The organism is Flavobacterium sp. (assembly GCF_035760125.1).
In the GTDB taxonomy this organism is placed as follows: domain Bacteria; phylum Bacteroidota; class Bacteroidia; order Flavobacteriales; family Flavobacteriaceae; genus Flavobacterium.
Genome location: NZ_DASTTN010000434.1, coordinates 1 through 16,676, shown reverse-complemented (window position 1 = coordinate 16,676; position 16,676 = coordinate 1). Strand labels below are relative to the sequence as shown.

Here is a 16,676-nt window from a genome sequence, read left to right as displayed (position 1 = left end):
TCCTCCGCAATACTGAACCTACTGATTCCATCAAAAGTGCTAAGCCAAAATGCTTTATTTTTTTCGTCTGGCAAAATACCTTGAATCCCCATAGAGGGCAAGCCATCTTTAGTTGTGTAGGTAATAATTTTTCCTGTTTTGATATTGTATTTGCTAAGACCACCACCCCAAGTCCCAACCCAAACTATCCCCTCTTTATCAACGTAAAGCGAATTGATATCTTGCGATTTTAAAACATCTCCCTTTTTCTTATCAAATCCATACCTAACCGTTTTACCAGTCTCATAGTTATATAGAAACAATCCGTTATTGGTAAGAAACCATATTCCGTATTCAGGACTCTCATAAATATTGGCGACATCATTACTGGTAGCTTTCGATCCGGGAACTTTTGTCAAATCAAAACGGTGAAACGCTTCACTATTTTTAGCTTTAAAAAAAATACCATTAACCGTGCAATACCATTGATTTCCCCTACTGTCATTAATTAGGCTGTTAATCTGAAGTTTATCCATTCTAGGATCTAGAATGACTTTTTTACAGGTCTTATTATTGACATTAAAAAGAAAAAAACCAAGATTCGTTTGAAAGAGAATTTCTTCAGGTGAATACCAACCAATTCCAAATAGGAAATTTGCACTAGGTTGTATTTTCGAAGTTGGGTAAGGTGTTAGCGAATTCTTAACAGGATCAAAAACATCAATCCCCCCTCCGGTAGTTATCCAAATTTTACCATCACCTCTTTCAAGTATTTTATCTACCCAACCCTGAGTAATGGAATTTGGATCTTCTTTTTTATAAACATAGGATTTCAACACAACTCGATTAGTATATCTAAGTAATCCCTGGGCTTCTGTTCCTATCCAAAGATTATCGAAAGAATCCAAATGAAGGCAAGTGAGAACATTTCTTGTCAATCTTTGATTTGAATTTTCATTCAAGATTTCAAATTGTTCTTTATTCAAATCAAAATATAGTAAACCATAAGTGGTACCAAGCCAGATATTCCCTTTTGAATCGAACTCCATTCCAGTAATCAAAAACTCATTATTAATTTTACTGATTGATTGTTTCAAAGGGTAGGATTTTATTTCGTCTGTATTTGGATTCCAAACACTTAGAGTTGAATGAACAACACTGCTTGAAGTTATCCATACATTTCCTTTAGCATCACATTTAATAGTGCAATAATATTGATCACTCGGAATTGGCCATTTTTCTTTATAAATATTTTTATTTTTATCAATCCTAAAAAAACCATTAATAGCAAATATCCAGATATTGCCCAAATGGTCTGTAGTAACGTTATAGATATTTTTTATTTCTACTTTATTGGGGAAATCAAGTCGTTTTAATTTATTACTGTTTGCCTCTTTATAAAAAAGGGCATGGGAAGCTACCAAACCATAAAAAGAAGTCGTCCCAAAATAAATACGTCCACTCGAATCCTCATTTATAGTAATAATTGAGGGCCGTGAACCCAAAGCGAAATCTGTCAGTTTTAAAAAATCATAGTTCTTGAATGTTTTTGTAACTGGATTGTATTCACTGAGTAAATCCGTACAGCCAATCCAAATATGACCGTCATGAGCTTCAAAAAGTTTTTGGGTTAAAACACTGCCCATTTTTTTGGGGTCTTTCCGATCTTCATCATAATGTTTGTATTCATACCCATCATATTGAACAAGTCCGTTACTGGTTGCTATCCAAACAATCCCTTGCCTGTCAGTAATAATATCGGTGATAAAATAACCTCCTAATTCAGGATAAGCCTTAAAATTACTGGAATTAAGTTGTGCGGAAACTGAGGAATAAAATACCTGAAAATTGACTAATAAGACAACAAAAAAGCACTTTTTCATAATCCAGCTATTTTATTAATTTGTTTGAGTACAACCTCACTTACTAAATCTTCTTAGGCATCATTTTTCGGTTATCAACATTTTCTTTTATAATGGCGTAAGCCTAAGACATTCGAAAACCGATAACTTGTAGGGTAGATTGGGTAGCAAAAAATAAAAAAACTTAACTAAATCTATATCAATAAATTACAAGTATTAAAATTACATAAAAATTAACAAACTTATTACTCCATTTTCAATTTAAATGTAAACACGTTTATAAAAGCAATTTTAGTACAATTCAAAAAATTAAATTATTGAGTCAAATGAGCTCCATTTAAATCCACAAAAAAAACCGTCACCTCTTAAGCATAAGCGGCGGCGGTTTCCCTTAAAAAAAAATTTATTTCTTTACTAATTCAAAACTATTTTTTTTCTAATTCTCGTATATAGTTGACCAATTTCCATCTTTGGTCATCTGTTAAAAGTTCAAAGTAAGTAGCCATTGGAGCTTTTCCATTGGTTATCTTCCAAAAAATAGCACCATCGGTTTGACTTTTCACATTCAGAGCCAGAAAATTAGCAGGATGGGGTTGCAAAGTAAGTCCTGCTTCTCCATTTCCCTGTCCTTTTACACCGTGACACAACACACACATCTGATTGAATACTTCCTTTCCATCATCGGTCGCCTTCTGATTTCCTACAAACGGATTTTTCAATGAATTAGAATATTCTGGTGCAACCCAGCTTATTTCTTGCGCGATACTTTTTGTTCCTGACACAATTAGTAAAGCTACTACTACGAAAATTTTGAATGCTACTTTCATGGCTTGATGCTTTTAAATTATACATCAAATTTAAGAAAACGTTGTAGCAATAAAACTGATATTTATCATGAAATCAGTACTTTATTAAGTAAAAACCAAAATAATTATAAAAAATTAATAAATAGCAAATAAAATTCAATTTTACTGATTATTCCACAAGTTATTTAACGGAGTAGCATCCATAAATATACCATTATCAAGAGAAATCGATTTTATTATTTTATTTGATTTTAAAGAAATTACTGTGTTTTTTTGATTGGCTTGCCAAACGGCTGGATTTTGATGTAAAATCTCTTTTGTATCATCCTTATACACAATAACAACATCAAAAGGAATGGCAAAACCACCAACATTTTGAACCCAAACTGTACTTTTAGAATTAACGTCTTCCACTTTTTCAATTGCTAGATCAATATAGTTATTAGTAAAAAACCAATTATTAAAAAACCAATTTAAATTTTTACCCGAACTAGTATTCATACAATTGAAAAAGTCCCAAGGAATTGGATGTTTGCCGTTCCATGTATCCATATAAAAATGCAATGATTTTTTAAATTGCTCTTCTCCAAGCAGGTCTTTCAGGGCAAGATAAGAGAGAGAAGCTTTTCCATATGAATTATTACCATAACCCGCATCCGAAACTTGGCTTGACATTGAAATTATAGGTTGATCTTCCTCTGTTGATGGATCATTAATGTAATGATTAACTCTGAACTCTTTATAAAATTTATCGGCTGCCTCTTTGCCATGTTCCGCTATACCAATCAAATATTCAAAAGTAGTTGCCCAACCTTCATCCATAAAAGCATATCGGGTTTCATTTATTCCCATATAAAAAGGGAAATAGGTATGTGCTATTTCATGATCCTGAACCAATTGAGCAAAAACTGGATCATCCACTTGAGAATCATTAACCATCATAGGATACTCCATATCGGCAAATCCTTGAAAAGCAGTCATCTTAGAATAAGGATAAGGCACTCTAGGCCAATTATTGGAAAACCAAGACAAGGCATAATTGTTGTTTTTAACTGAGTTTATGAAATCAGTCCCTTTAACCAGATCATAAGCAGCTTGAGTACTCGTTCGGCGATTGGTTTTGGTGTCTACAATAACACTTCCGGCATCCCATACATAATGATTGCTTAAAGCAAAACAAACATCGGTAATGTTGTTAGCCTGAAATTTCCAGCTGTTCCAATCATTCTGCTGTGTTACTCGTCCTTCGCTCATTTCTTTGTCATTGGCTATATGCATTACCTCATCTGTTGTGTATGATTTTTTTAAACGGGCCGCGAACTCAGGTTGTAAAACTTCGTCTGGATTCAATAAATCACCTGTTCCATACACTACATAATTTTTGGGTGCTTTTACCGTATACGTATAGTCATTAAAGTCATTATAAAATTCCTGACGATCAGTATGAGGCAATCTATCCCATCTATTATAATCGTCAAAAACAGACACTCTAGGATAGCTATAAGCAACATAAAAAGTAGTTTCATCTATTTGTCCTTCTCTTCCGCTCTCTTTAGACAAAGGGTAATTCCATTCAATTTCAATCGTTATTTTAGATTGTGGAATCATAGGCTTTTTCATCTTTACATTACCAACAGTACCCCATTTTCTGGCATCTTCCTTGTAAACTTCTCCATTTATTTTTAAAGAAGTAATAGTTAGTCCATTTGACAAAAAATCATCACTTACGTTACCACTTCTGGGAGAAGAAGGTTTGTGCAAATTATTTACAAAACGTATTGGCAAATTCTTCAAAGTGTCACTACTGTTATTTTCATATACAATAGTTTCAATTCCGCTTACTATTTTTGTCGTGGCGTTTACGGTAATATCCATAGTGTATTTACCGTGATTCTGCCAATACTTTTTACCAGGCAAACCATCCATAGAACGGGTTCCTTTTGCGTAAGCATCTTTAATGTTTCTGGGCATATAAAGTTCTTGTGCAAAGCCTTTTTGCACAAAAAACAGAAGTACTAATAATAATTTTAACAGGATTGGTTTTCTCATTTTTAGATTTTTGGTTTTGATGATTATTACTAAATAATAACCAGTGAGTCTAAAAATGAAGATTTTTGTAACAATTTTTCAATTAATTTTTCCACATTTGTTAATTACAAATGATAAAAAGCTTTTATTAGAAACCTTATAAGTAAATACAGGATAGTGCCTATTAAAGCTAAAGCAATAATGAAAGTAATAATATTTAATACGATATTAGGAATAAAACTCAGTCTGGGATGCGCATAATAAGGCTCACGATGCAAACGTTCGTGAACATTCTTGGCTACTTTTTTTATTTTCTTTTTGATAACAATTCCTTTAAAAAATTTATAAAATAAAGAAGAATAGAATTATACTTATCTGCGAAAACACGTTAGAGAACAATAAGTGTCTATTGACACAAATATAAGCAATTTGCATCAAAATTTAATATATCTCTAAAAAACAAACAATTACACTCTAGACAATTAACTTTTTCCATAAAAAAAGCACCTCGTTCAAAAAAATGAGGCGCTGATAATTATTTTTTATTAAACCTATAAAATATAATCGGTATTGATGAAATTCGATTCCTTGCTGTTCAGTAATTCCTGTAAAATTTCATTGTTATAGGCATTGTCTTTCGAAGCCACAAAAGTTCTAATTGAGAATGAACGCAAGGCATCATGAATACTTAATGTCCCAAAAGCAGAATCTTTTCTTCCTGTAAACGGAAAAACATCCGGCCCTCTCTGACAAGAACTGTTCAAGTTTACTCTACAAACCAAATTCACCAAAGTATCGATAAGCGGTGCAATGGTTTTGATATTTTTTCCAAACAAACTTACTTGTTGACCGTAGTTAGACTCGGCCATATCGTTCAATGGTTCCTGAATATCTTTGAATGTCAAAACGGGCACTACAGGACCAAATTGCTCTTCTTGATATACACGCATTTCTTTGTTTACTGGAAACAAAACTGCCGGAAATATAAAGTTATCTGAATGTTCTCCTCCTTTTGTATTGATAACTTTTGCTCCTTTGCTGGTAGCATCATCTATCAATTCTTGAATATAAGCTGGTTTTTCTGTTTCTGGAAGTGGGGTCAATGCAACTCCTTTTTCCCAAGGATTTCCAAATTTCAATGAATCTACTTTTTCGGCGAAGCGTTTATTGAATTCAGCTGCTACATTTTCATGCACATATATAATTTTCAATGCAGTACAACGCTGTCCATTAAAGGACAAAGTTCCTGCAATACATTCTTGAATTGTCAAATCCAAATCGGCATCCGGCAAAATTATCGCTGGATTCTTGGCCTCCAATCCTAATACCAAACGCAATCTGTTTTTGTTTGGATGCTGGTCCTGTAAAGCAATAGCCGACTTACTGTTTCCAATCAAAGCCAAAATATCCACTTTCCCAGATTTCATTATTGGCGAAGCTATTTCACGTCCTCTACCATAAACAATGCTGATTACCCCTTTTGGAAAACTGCTTCTAAAAGCTTCCAACAATGGAGAAATTAATAAAACTCCATGTTTTGCTGGTTTGAAAATTACAGGATTCCCCATAATCAAAGCAGGGATAAGTAATGTAAAAGTTTCGTTTAATGGATAATTATACGGTCCAAGACACAATACCACTCCAATAGGCCCTCTACGTACCATGGCATTTATACCTTGCACTTTAGAGAAATGAGCCGAGCGGCTGTTCAATTCTTTATAGCTTTCGATAGTATCGTTAATATATTCTACCGTTCTGTCAAATTCTTTTTCTGAGTCTCCAAGAGTTTTTCCAATCTCCCACATCAAAAGCTTAACCACTTCTGTACGTGTTTCTTTCATTTTGACCACAAACTTCTCCATGCACTTAATACGATCAACAACTTTCATCGTTGGCCATAACCCTTGTCCGTTATTGAAAGCAGCTTTGGCAGATTCAGCTACTTCAAGTGCTTCCGCTTCACCCATAAACGGAATAGAACCCAATAAAGTTGGTTCGTATTTTTCCGTTGAAGAGATTGTAGAATAAACTTCAGTTGTTTTTCCTGTCCATTTTTTTAATTCGCCATTTACTAAATATGTATCTTGAATAAGTGGAGTCGTAATTTGAAATTCTTGAGGTATTGTATTCATTCTGTGGTTATTTTGGTTGTTTTTTTTAATAGATTTAAAAAAGAGGCAGAAGCCTCTTTTTTACTGTTTATGATATTATACTATATCACCATTCCATTCTATGATACCACCAACTAAATTATAGGCATTTTCTATCCCTAACTCGTTCATGATTTCACATGCTTTTGCACTTCTGACACCTGAGCGGCAGTATACATAATAATTTTTGCTTTTATCCAATGCTGCAATAGCATCTATAAATTCCTGTCCCTTATGAATATCGATATTAATAGAACCCTCAATTATGCCTTGATCGCATTCGTCTTCAGTTCTTACATCTAATATTACTGCATTTTCATCGGCTTCAAATTGGGAAACCCATTCATCTTGTGTCAAATTCATAATATTTATTTTTTCGTAAAAATACGAGATTTTCCTCAAACAATACACCTCTTTTTTGTGAATTAATCAATAAACTAAAGAAAACGTTTTCGTAGAAATCAATATTCAACAAATGCAAACATCTGTTATTTATAGTTTAAAATCAGGACTTAATTATCCGATTCTTTTCTGTATTTCATAATTTATTACATATACTTCTCTTTCAATTTATCAAAGACTTCTCCTTTTTTATTACTTTTACAGTGTTGGAATTCGAACTCATTTCAAAATAAAAATAAAAATGCCAGAGCAGCTCAAAAAAACATTCCCATCCTTTTCAAAAGAACTGATTCAAGATATTAAAACGAATGAAGTCATCAAAAACTTTAGTTCTGGAGAAGTTATCATGCGAACTGGGCAATATATCAAAAATACAATTCTTGTAACCAAGGGAACCATCAAAGTCTATCGCGAAGATGATGATGGAGGGGAGTTTTTTATGTATTATTTACAACCAGGGCAAGCATGCGCTCTATCAATGGTTTGTGCCGCCAAGAATGAAAAAAGCCAAATTATGGCCAAAGTGGTTGATGATGCCGAAGTAGTTATGGTTCCTTTATCCTTGATGGACAAATGGATGATGGAACATCGATCTTGGTATGAATTTGTCATTGGCACCTACCGAAATCGCTTTGAAGAAGTACTAGAAGTTATAGACAGTATTGCATTTAGAGCTATGGATGAGCGTCTGGAATTTTATTTAAAGCGTCAAGTTGAAGCTTGTGGATGCAAAGAGCTTAAACTTTCCCATCAAGAAATTGGATCTGATTTGAATACTTCCAGAGAAGTTATTTCAAGACTGCTCAAAAAAATGGAACAAAGAGGTTTGGTAATTTTGCATCGCAATCAGATTGAGATTTTGATGTAATTTTTAAATTATAAATTAAACTTTTTCAAAAGTGACAAAAGTTACAATCCACCAAAAATAGTCTTCGCATCTTTGCCTCAAACAAAATATAAAACATGGAATACTTCGGTTATTTGGCATCTGTCATAATAGGTCTCTCATTAGGATTAATAGGTGGTGGAGGTTCTATTTTGACAATTCCCATATTGGTTTACTTATTCAAAATAGACCCAAAATTGGCCACTAGTTATTCTTTATTTATCGTTGGAATTACGGCTTTATCAGGATGTTACACTCATTACCGAATGGGAAATCTCAAAATCAAATCAGCAATGTACTTTGCAGTCCCTTCTGTGTTTTCAATATTGGTCATCCGAGAAGTAATCATTTTAAAGATTCCCAATGTCATTTTTACAATAAATGATTTTCAGGTCACCAAAAACTTTCTAATCATGATTATTTTTGCAGTTTTGATGATGGCTGCTTCATTTTCAATGATTCATAAAACCAATTCTCAGATACAATCTCATCGTACCAATTATCTGCAATTGGCTATAATAGGTTCCGTAGTCGGAATTGTAACTGGATTTCTGGGTGCAGGCGGTGGATTTTTAATTATTCCTGCTCTTTTATTTTTTGCCAATTTGCCAATGAAACAGGCTGTTGGGACTTCATTATTAATTATCTTTATTAACTCTTCCATTGGCTTTATCGGAGATTTATATATTGGCACTCCAATCAATTATACTTTCTTAATAATTATATCGGTCATCGCTTTTATAGGAATGCTTATTGGTACTCAATTGTCTAAAAAAATAGACGGTAACAAACTAAAACCCATTTTTGGGTGGTTCATTTTGGTAATGGGAATCTATATTATTATTAAGGAATTTTTAGCTATTTAGAATATTCAAAGCTGCTAAGATGCTGAAATTCTAAGTTGCTGAAATTAGAAAGAGATTATAAAAGAAATATTCATCTAATTCTTAGAATCTTAGTAACTTCAATTAAACTTACGTTAAAGTAATTTTTGTCACAGATAGTATCATAAAACAGAATTAACTTTGTATTACATTAAAATTAATATCATGCAAATAGAACAAATATATACAGGCTGTCTGGCACAAGGTGCTTATTACATCACTTCCAATGGTGAAGCAGCTATAATTGACCCACTGAGAGAAACGCAACCTTATTTGGACAGAATCGAACGTGACGGAGTCAAGCTGAAGTATATTTTTGAAACTCATTTTCATGCCGATTTTGTTTCTGGACATTTGGATTTAAGCAAAGAAACGGGCGCAGAAATTGTTTATGGACCAACTGCACAACCTGAATTTAAAGCCACCGTTGCAACAGACAATCAAATATTTGAAATAGGAAATATCAAAATAAAAGTACTGCATACTCCTGGTCATACCATGGAAAGTTCCACCTATTTACTTATCGACGAAAACGGAAAAGATCATGCAATTTTTTCCGGAGATACTTTGTTTATTGGCGATGTGGGAAGACCTGATCTTGCCCAAAAAGCAGCTTCGATGACACAGGAACAATTGGCTGGATTATTATATCATTCGTTAAGAGACAAAGTGATGACTCTGGCTGATGATGTTATTGTTTATCCTGCTCATGGCGCCGGTAGTGCCTGTGGCAAAAATATGAGTAAAGAAACCGTATCGACCATTGGAAACCAAAAAGCAACAAATTATGCTTTGAGAGCCAATATGACCGAAGCAGAATTCATCACCGAAGTAACTGATGGACTACTCCCTCCCCCAGCCTATTTTGGTATGAACGTGGCAATGAATAAAAAAGGATATGATAGTTTCCAAGAAGTTTTACAGCATGGCATGCACGCTTTATCAGTAACCGACTTTGAAACAATTGCAGAAGAAACGGGTGCCTTAATTTTGGACACAAGAAACAACGGCGAATTTGCCAAAAGCTTTATTCCGCAATCCATAAACATAGGAATCAACGGTGATTTCGCTCCTTGGGTGGGCGCTTTGATTGCCGATGTAAAACAACCTATCATATTAGTGACCGAATTAGGACGAGAAAAAGAAACCGTGACTCGTTTGAGTCGAGTGGGTTTTGACAATTTAGTGGGACATTTAGATGGTGGTTTTGAGGCTTGGAAAAAAGCGGGCAAAGAAATTGACACTGTAAACCGAATCACTCCTGACCAATTCAAAGCACAAGTAAAAATTGGCGAAAGTAAAATCATCGACATTCGCAAACAAAGTGAGTACAGTGCCGAACATATAGAAGAAGCTTTCAGCAAACCGCTAGCAAACATCAATGATTGGATAAAAGACATTGACCCAAAAGAACATTTCTTTATGCATTGTGCCGGCGGCTACCGCAGTATGATTGCTGCATCGATTTTGCAAGCTCGTGGTTTTAGAAATTTCAGCGAAATAGAAGGTGGATTTAATGCCATTGCCAAAACCGATATTCCAAGAACCGATTTTGTGTGTCAAAGTAAAATTTAATAGCAATAAAAAAATAATTAGGGCGTGCCACCAGTAGAGAAATGGGCCAGCTCATCGCAGCGTTTATTCGGCCCACTTCTCTACTGGTGTCGGGCTATCCGCGCTACTTCGGTAGCTTGCTACTATCCCTCACGCTCACTCGGTATTGATACTATTTAGTTTAAAATTATAATCTAGGTAATAAAGATTCATTCACAATTAAAAACAATTCATCAACCTATAAACACTTTTTACAATGAAAAAAAATATAGGCGCTACAGACAAATTGATTCGGTCTGCAATCGGAATTATCATTACGATATTATATTATTCAGGAATCATAAACGGTATTCTAGCCATTGTTTTATTGGCATTTGCAATTATATTATTACTAACCAGTTTCATTAATTTTTGCCCATTATATGCGCTTTTAGGAATAAACACCAATAAAAAAACATAAGCTATGGACGAATTAAAATGCTGTGTGACATCCTGTGAAAAACCTTTGGACAAAGTCTATTGGGACAACCAATATCAATCCAATACAATAGGTTGGGATTTAGGAGAAGTATCTCCTCCACTAAAAAACTATATTGACACAATTAAAGATAAAAACATTCGGATTTTGATTCCGGGGTGTGGAAATACTTATGAAGCCGATTATCTTCTGGAACAAGATTTTACAAACGTTACCGTAATTGACATAGCCCCGACTTTGGTAGAAAATCTAAAAACCAAATTCAAAGGCAATCCCAATATCAACATTATATTAGGGGACTTCTTTGAACATCAAGGTGAGTATGAAATAATTCTCGAACAGACATTCTTTTGTGCTTTGCCACCAACAATGCGCCAAAAATACGTTTGGAAAATGCATCAGCTTTTGGCTAACAAAGGAAAAATTATCGGATTATTATTCAACCGAACATTTGAAAGTGGCCCTCCTTTTGGCGGAAGCCAAGAAGAATATAATTTGCTTTTTCAACAGTCTTTTGATTTTCTAAAGATGGAAATTTGCCAAAATTCTGCCACGCCAAGAGCGGGTTCTGAATTGTTTGTCGAATTTCAAAAAAACAGCGAAGTGTTGGTCAATTTATACCCATTTGAAGGCATTACATGTAATGGTTGTAAAAATACCGTTTCAGAAAAATTCGCAGCACTTAAAAATATTTTAAACGTAAGCACGAGCAGCAATTTTGCCGAAGTATTAATCGTCAGCAAAAATGAAATTGCATTAGAAACATTGCAAAATGAAATCGCTTACGATGCCAAATATAAAATTGGAAATAAACTATAAAAATTGCCTCGAGCTAAAGCAGAGGTAATTCAAAATAAACTTTCTTAAACCCCAAAAATGAAAGAATTACTATTCAACAACTGGCATATTATGCGAATTTTTCGTTTTGCTTTTGCCGTATTTTTATTCGCACAAGCTTATTACACAAACGAGTGGTTCTTCATCGCCTTTGGGTTATTTTTCTTTATTCAGGCTATTTTTAATACGGGTTGCGGGCCAAAAGGCTGTGCAATTTCTCAAAATAAATATACTAAAAAATGAGTACTTTCAACGATATTATTCAATCCGAAAAACCTGTATTGGTTGACTTTTTTGCTACTTGGTGTGGACCTTGTCAAACATTGGCACCCATTTTGAAACAAGTGAAAGACAATCTAGGCGACCGAATCTCCATTATTAAAATTGATGTAGACAAGAACCAGCAAATAGCTTCACAATACCAAGTACGTGGTGTTCCCACTATGATTCTTTTTCAAAAAGGAAAACAATTGTGGAGACAATCTGGAGTTTTAAGCACCTCCGATTTAGTTAAAGTAATTACCGAAAAAAGCAACTCATGAACAGTTTTTGGTTTAAAATTAAAACTTGGCAAGATCATCCACAGTATAAAATTTAAGCCCTGTATTCTTTGCATATTTACAAAGTTCCTCTAGTGCAGAAAGAGGCGTTTCTAGCTTTTCATCGGCATCAGGAACCGTCTTATGTCCATAAAATATAACTATTTTATTGTGCAATTTAGCATAATCCATTAGGCTTTTGTAATACGGAATATTAAACTGTTTATAGTCGTCGTCAATTCCCAGTCCGTAGATCACTTTATTACCTTCATAATAACAGTATTGTAATTCAGGCGGAATCTCTGCATAAGTTGTTCCTCTTATGATATCAAAATGTTTCAGCAATTCAGTATCCAAAGTCGAATCACGAGCTCCGTCTGGATAAGCAAAAGAATGAACGTCAAAACCGTCTTTTGCCATAGCAGATTTCAAAGGCAGAATATCATCTTTAATATATTTCTCCATTCCAAATTCTTTATAATATTTCAATGCATTAAGATGGTTATAACCATGCGCGGCAATAGCATTCCCGTTATCTTTTAAATAATGTAGTTTCGTTTTTTGTTCTGGGGTCAAACTGCCATACCAGGTAACAAAAAAGGTTGCCTTCCAACCATACGGATGCAACAGCATATCGGCAACGTACCAATCATCAATGTAGTTGTCATCAAAAGTAAAAACCACACCGGGTCGTATTTTCTTTTTTTCTGGTTTTACTGCAGTTATTTTTGTCTTTCCTTCTGGGTACATTTTAACAGCCAACAGTACTGTTGCAGCAGCTACAATTATTACAAACACTATGCTTTTTATCGATATGTACTTCATTATCAAAAGTTTTAATTAATCATCAACTACAAATTGGTTTCTTATTTATTATGACAATCCTAACCATTTTAAACCTTCTAAACCTTCTAAACTTTCTAACCTTTCTAACCTTTCTAAACCTTCAAAAATCAAACTGTTTTCCTATAATTTAAAATCGCCCAGATATTGAAAAATGACGCGAAACAGAATAATGCTATAAATTGTGTACCCAATTCTGATATACCGCTTCCTTTCAGATAAACCAATCGCATTACCTGCATAAAATATTTCAGCGGATTAAAAACGGTGATGTACTGCGCCCATTCGGCCATACTGTTAATCGGGGTGAATAAACCGCTCATCAGGATCAAAATCAACATAAAGAAATACATAACAAACATGGCCTGTTGCATGGTATTGGAATAATTGGATATAACAAGCCCAAAACCCGAAATTCCCAATATATAGAGCGCCGCAAAAAAATAGATGGTTCCAACACTCCCTGCAGGAGACAATCCATAAACAGCGTAAGCCACACCAAAAGCAATCGTAAGTACAGTAAACCCAATGATCCAATACGGCAGTAATTTTGAAAGGATAAAAACAAACTTTGGAATTGGGGTCACATTAATCTGTTCCATGGTTCCAGCCTCCTTCTCCCCTACAATATTCAGCGCCGGAAGAAAACCGCAAAGCATTGTAAGAACCATAACCATCAATGCCGGAACCATATAAATTTTATAGCTCAAATGGGGATTAAACCGGTTTTGGGAAACCATTTCTATAACAGGGAATTTTGTTGCCGTTGCAGATTGTATCCACTTTTCACGAACTTCTGAAGAAAAATCGGTAACGATGTCCGAAAGGTAAGCACTGCCTAACCCTCCTTTTGTACCGTTAACCGAATTGGCCGAAATCAGCAGATGTGCTGTTTGTTCCCGAACCAAATCTTTTTCAAAATTGGCAGGAATTTCCAAAATAATATCGGCTTTGTCTTTTTCAATTTGATGAAGGGCCTCTTTCGAATTTTCGACCACCGAAGTCAGCTTATAATAACCAGATGAAATAACTTTTTGCACCAACTGGTTGGAATAACTGCTGTGGTCATTGTCCACCACGCACAGATTTATGTTTTTTATCTCAAAATTGGCCGCAAGCGGAAACACCAGCAGCACCATGACCGGGAACGCCAAAATCATCCGCGGCAGGAATGTATTGCGGAAAATCTGCTTGAATTCTTTTTCTAACAAAAACTTTATCATAACTATTCTAAACGGTTTTTGAAATTTTTAAGGCTTACACTAACAAGTATCACAACCATAAATCCGAGTACCATCAGTTCTTTTAAAACCGAAGAAACGCCGGTTCCTTTAATCATAATGTCTTTTACGGCTATAATATACCATTTTGCCGGAATAATGTTCGACAGTAACTGCAAAGGCAAAGGCATATTTTCCACAGGAAAAATCATTCCGGACAACAGCATTATGGGCATCATAAAAAGCATCCCCGAAATGAGCATTGCCGCCATTTGGGTTTGTGCAACCGTAGAAACCAGCAACCCCAACGAAAGGGCGACAAAAACAAAAAGTATCGAAAGAACCGCGAGCCAAAACAAACTTCCGGCAACGGGAACCCCGAGAACATAAACCGCCAAAAGAAGCACCGATACCGTATTGACACAGGACAGCAAAAAATAAGGAACCGCTTTGGCCAGTATGATATAAATAGGTTTGAGTGGCGAAACAAGCAATACTTCCATCGTGCCCATTTCTTTTTCCCGAACAATCGCAATAGACGTCATCATCGCACAAATCAGCATCATGACAAGTCCTAAAACGCCCGGGACAAAATTATAAGCGTCTTTCATCTGCGGGTTATAAAGCATTTTTACATCCGGCAAAATCTGAAAAGGGATTTTCATACCCTGCATTACTTCCTGCTGATAATCCATTATGATGGCCCGGGCATAATTGGTCACTGCAGTGGCCGTATTGGGGTCGGTGGCATCGGCAATTAATTGAACATGGCCGTTGTTCGAATGAAACAGATTCGTCTCAAAATTTTCGTCAAAAACCACAACTAACCCAATTTTACCTTCCCGAAATTCATGTTCAATTTCATCAGGATTATTCAAATATTTGACAACATCAAAATAATTGCTGGAATTAATACGCTCGATTATTTTTCTGGAAGTTATACTTTTTGAAGGATCATAAACAGCCACTTTAGAATTTTTAACCTCAGTCGTAATGGCAAATCCAAAGAGAAGAATTTGCATAATCGGCATTCCCAAAAGCAACAGCATTGTCCGCAAATCCCGAAAAATATGCAGAAATTCTTTTTTTACAAATGACAAAAATTGTTTCATAGTATTCTTTTTTTGGAGCAGAACATTGAACATTTTTACAAATTCCCTCCCGCTGTCCGTTGCAATCTTGCGTACCGAACCCCGGTACACAAGGATTTTCACTTCCATCGGGGCTAAAAATCAGCCTTTTGCTTTTCAGCTGTCAAACTTATTTTAACGCATAAGATCGTTTAAGTTGGAAACCATTAATATTTTCTGTAAAAATCCGTATAATACGTTCAATCTGTGGCCAATCTAATTTTATGTTAATCCCCTTTCCGAATCGCCTTTCTCGCCAATTCCTGAAAAACCCCATCCATATCATTGGCACCATATTGCATTTTAAGATTCTTTGGCGTATCCAAAGCGCTTATTTTTCCATCAACCATAATCGAAACACGATTACAATACTCGGCTTCATCCATATAATGCGTGGTCACAAAAACAGTGATGCCTCGTGAGGATGCCTCGTAGATGAGTTCCCAAAATTGCCTTCTTATCATTGGGTCAACACCACCGGTGGGTTCGTCAAGAAAAACAATTTTTGGATTATGAAATATAGAAACCGAAAAAGCCAATTTTTGTTTCCATCCCAAAGGGAGGTCTTTGACCAAGGTTTTCTTTTCCGATTCAAAATTCAGGGTGTGCAACAACTCATCCGTTTTTAAACTTATTTCCTTTTCGGGCATGCCGTAAATTCCGGCAAACAGCCGAATGTTTTCCCAAACCTTTAGATCGTTGTAAAGTGAAAACTTCTGACTCATATAACCAATATTCCTTTTGATTTGTTCAGGCTCTTTATGAATATCAAAACCGGCTACAGTTCCGTTGCCCGACGTGGGTTTGCTCAAACCGCAAAGCATACGGATGGCCGTGGTTTTTCCGGCTCCGTTTGCACCAAGAAAACCAAAAATTTCCCCTTGATTTACATCAAATGTAATATCATCGACAGCAGTAAAATTACAGAAACGTTTCACCAGATTATTGACCGTAATCGCTTTCATTCAAACTTTTTTTAGATACCTAAACTCATATAACAATCTTCAATTCTAGGCTGGGTTGGATGTATCATAATATTCGTATGCCCTTTTTCAAGTAAAAAAGTTTCCAACTCATT

At 35.1% G+C, this 16,676-nt stretch carries 16 protein-coding genes; 7 read left to right on the top strand and 9 right to left on the bottom strand.

Going from position 1 to position 16,676, the window contains the following annotated elements; all coding sequences use genetic code 11:
• From VFS71_RS15395 to VFS71_RS15375, 5 genes are all read right to left on the bottom strand, one after another.
• The coding region (locus VFS71_RS15395; protein WP_326402346.1) for a ligand-binding sensor domain-containing protein at window positions 1–1,862 on the bottom strand (1,862 nt) is incomplete at its 3' end.
• Between the two features lie 404 nt (window positions 1,863–2,266).
• The gene (locus VFS71_RS15390; protein ID WP_326402345.1) at window positions 2,267–2,668 is read right to left on the bottom strand and encodes a cytochrome c; all 402 of its coding nucleotides are present in this window, start codon (window positions 2,666–2,668) and stop codon (window positions 2,267–2,269) included.
• A 141-nt stretch (window positions 2,669–2,809) separates the two neighbouring features.
• Complete coding sequence (locus VFS71_RS15385) at window positions 2,810–4,696, bottom strand: M1 family metallopeptidase (RefSeq protein ID WP_326402343.1); 1,887 nt, start codon at window positions 4,694–4,696, stop codon at window positions 2,810–2,812.
• Between the two features lie 530 nt (window positions 4,697–5,226).
• Window positions 5,227–6,807, bottom strand: coding sequence for an NADP-dependent glyceraldehyde-3-phosphate dehydrogenase (locus VFS71_RS15380; protein WP_326402341.1), 1,581 nt, complete (start codon window positions 6,805–6,807; stop codon window positions 5,227–5,229).
• A 75-nt stretch (window positions 6,808–6,882) separates the two neighbouring features.
• Window positions 6,883–7,188 carry a rhodanese-like domain-containing protein gene (locus VFS71_RS15375; protein ID WP_326402347.1) on the bottom strand — a complete coding sequence of 102 codons (306 nt, stop codon included), beginning with the start codon at window positions 7,186–7,188 and terminating at the stop codon, window positions 6,883–6,885.
• A 280-nt stretch (window positions 7,189–7,468) separates the two neighbouring features.
• Between VFS71_RS15375 and VFS71_RS15370 the strand changes: the two genes are divergently transcribed.
• From VFS71_RS15370 to trxA, 7 genes are all read left to right on the top strand, one after another.
• Window positions 7,469–8,095 carry a Crp/Fnr family transcriptional regulator gene (locus VFS71_RS15370; protein ID WP_326402339.1) on the top strand — a complete coding sequence of 209 codons (627 nt, stop codon included), beginning with the start codon at window positions 7,469–7,471 and terminating at the stop codon, window positions 8,093–8,095.
• Between the two features lie 95 nt (window positions 8,096–8,190).
• Window positions 8,191–8,979 (top strand): sulfite exporter TauE/SafE family protein, encoded by a 789-nt coding sequence (locus VFS71_RS15365; RefSeq protein WP_326402338.1) that lies wholly within the window; start codon window positions 8,191–8,193, stop codon window positions 8,977–8,979.
• 183 nt (window positions 8,980–9,162) lie between these two features.
• Window positions 9,163–10,572, top strand: a complete 1,410-nt coding sequence (locus VFS71_RS15360) for an MBL fold metallo-hydrolase (protein WP_326402336.1) — start codon at window positions 9,163–9,165, stop codon at window positions 10,570–10,572.
• Window positions 10,573–10,807: 235 nt separating this feature from the next.
• A complete protein-coding gene (locus VFS71_RS15355; protein WP_326402334.1) occupies window positions 10,808–11,011 on the top strand; it encodes a DUF2892 domain-containing protein in 204 nt (67 codons plus the stop codon).
• Between the two features lie 3 nt (window positions 11,012–11,014).
• Window positions 11,015–11,848: a methyltransferase domain-containing protein gene (locus tag VFS71_RS15350; RefSeq protein WP_326402333.1), complete on the top strand. Its 834-nt coding sequence runs from the start codon at window positions 11,015–11,017 to the stop codon at window positions 11,846–11,848.
• 57 nt (window positions 11,849–11,905) lie between these two features.
• On the top strand, window positions 11,906–12,109 hold the full coding sequence (locus tag VFS71_RS15345; RefSeq protein WP_326402332.1) for a hypothetical protein: 204 nt from the start codon (window positions 11,906–11,908) through the stop codon (window positions 12,107–12,109).
• Window positions 12,106–12,408: a thioredoxin gene (gene trxA, locus VFS71_RS15340; protein WP_326402330.1), complete on the top strand. Its 303-nt coding sequence runs from the start codon at window positions 12,106–12,108 to the stop codon at window positions 12,406–12,408. Before VFS71_RS15345 ends, trxA begins: the two co-directional genes overlap by 4 nt.
• 18 nt (window positions 12,409–12,426) lie before the next feature.
• Here the strand turns inward: trxA and VFS71_RS15335 are convergent, their stop codons facing one another.
• From VFS71_RS15335 to VFS71_RS15320, 4 genes are all read right to left on the bottom strand, one after another.
• Complete coding sequence (locus VFS71_RS15335; protein ID WP_326402328.1) at window positions 12,427–13,230, bottom strand: polysaccharide deacetylase family protein; 804 nt, start codon at window positions 13,228–13,230, stop codon at window positions 12,427–12,429.
• 128 nt (window positions 13,231–13,358) lie between these two features.
• Window positions 13,359–14,471, bottom strand: coding sequence for an ABC transporter permease (locus VFS71_RS15330; RefSeq protein ID WP_326402327.1), 1,113 nt, complete (start codon window positions 14,469–14,471; stop codon window positions 13,359–13,361).
• Window positions 14,472–14,473: 2 nt separating this feature from the next.
• Window positions 14,474–15,580, bottom strand: a complete 1,107-nt coding sequence (locus tag VFS71_RS15325) for an ABC transporter permease (RefSeq protein WP_326402325.1) — start codon at window positions 15,578–15,580, stop codon at window positions 14,474–14,476.
• 245 nt (window positions 15,581–15,825) lie between these two features.
• On the bottom strand, window positions 15,826–16,563 hold the full coding sequence (locus VFS71_RS15320) for an ABC transporter ATP-binding protein (RefSeq protein WP_326402323.1): 738 nt from the start codon (window positions 16,561–16,563) through the stop codon (window positions 15,826–15,828).
• Window positions 16,564–16,676 lie beyond the last annotated feature (113 nt).

What these genes read in the sequence shown, in the direction of transcription:
- VFS71_RS15390 (WP_326402345.1), bottom strand. Translation starts at nt 2,668, where the DNA reads ATGAAAGTAGCATTCAAAATTTTCGTAGTAGTAGCTTTACTAATTGTG.
- VFS71_RS15385 (WP_326402343.1), bottom strand. Translation starts at nt 4,696, where the DNA reads ATGAGAAAACCAATCCTGTTAAAATTATTATTAGTACTTCTGTTTTTT.
- VFS71_RS15380 (WP_326402341.1), bottom strand. Translation starts at nt 6,807, where the DNA reads ATGAATACAATACCTCAAGAATTTCAAATTACGACTCCACTTATTCAA.
- VFS71_RS15375 (WP_326402347.1), bottom strand. Translation starts at nt 7,188, where the DNA reads ATGAATTTGACACAAGATGAATGGGTTTCCCAATTTGAAGCCGATGAA.
- VFS71_RS15370 (WP_326402339.1), top strand. Translation starts at nt 7,469, where the DNA reads ATGCCAGAGCAGCTCAAAAAAACATTCCCATCCTTTTCAAAAGAACTG.
- VFS71_RS15365 (WP_326402338.1), top strand. Translation starts at nt 8,191, where the DNA reads ATGGAATACTTCGGTTATTTGGCATCTGTCATAATAGGTCTCTCATTA.
- VFS71_RS15360 (WP_326402336.1), top strand. Translation starts at nt 9,163, where the DNA reads ATGCAAATAGAACAAATATATACAGGCTGTCTGGCACAAGGTGCTTAT.
- VFS71_RS15355 (WP_326402334.1), top strand. Translation starts at nt 10,808, where the DNA reads ATGAAAAAAAATATAGGCGCTACAGACAAATTGATTCGGTCTGCAATC.
- VFS71_RS15350 (WP_326402333.1), top strand. Translation starts at nt 11,015, where the DNA reads ATGGACGAATTAAAATGCTGTGTGACATCCTGTGAAAAACCTTTGGAC.
- VFS71_RS15345 (WP_326402332.1), top strand. Translation starts at nt 11,906, where the DNA reads ATGAAAGAATTACTATTCAACAACTGGCATATTATGCGAATTTTTCGT.
- trxA (WP_326402330.1), top strand. Translation starts at nt 12,106, where the DNA reads ATGAGTACTTTCAACGATATTATTCAATCCGAAAAACCTGTATTGGTT.
- VFS71_RS15335 (WP_326402328.1), bottom strand. Translation starts at nt 13,230, where the DNA reads ATGAAGTACATATCGATAAAAAGCATAGTGTTTGTAATAATTGTAGCT.
- VFS71_RS15330 (WP_326402327.1), bottom strand. Translation starts at nt 14,471, where the DNA reads ATGATAAAGTTTTTGTTAGAAAAAGAATTCAAGCAGATTTTCCGCAAT.
- VFS71_RS15325 (WP_326402325.1), bottom strand. Translation starts at nt 15,580, where the DNA reads ATGAAACAATTTTTGTCATTTGTAAAAAAAGAATTTCTGCATATTTTT.
- VFS71_RS15320 (WP_326402323.1), bottom strand. Translation starts at nt 16,563, where the DNA reads ATGAAAGCGATTACGGTCAATAATCTGGTGAAACGTTTCTGTAATTTT.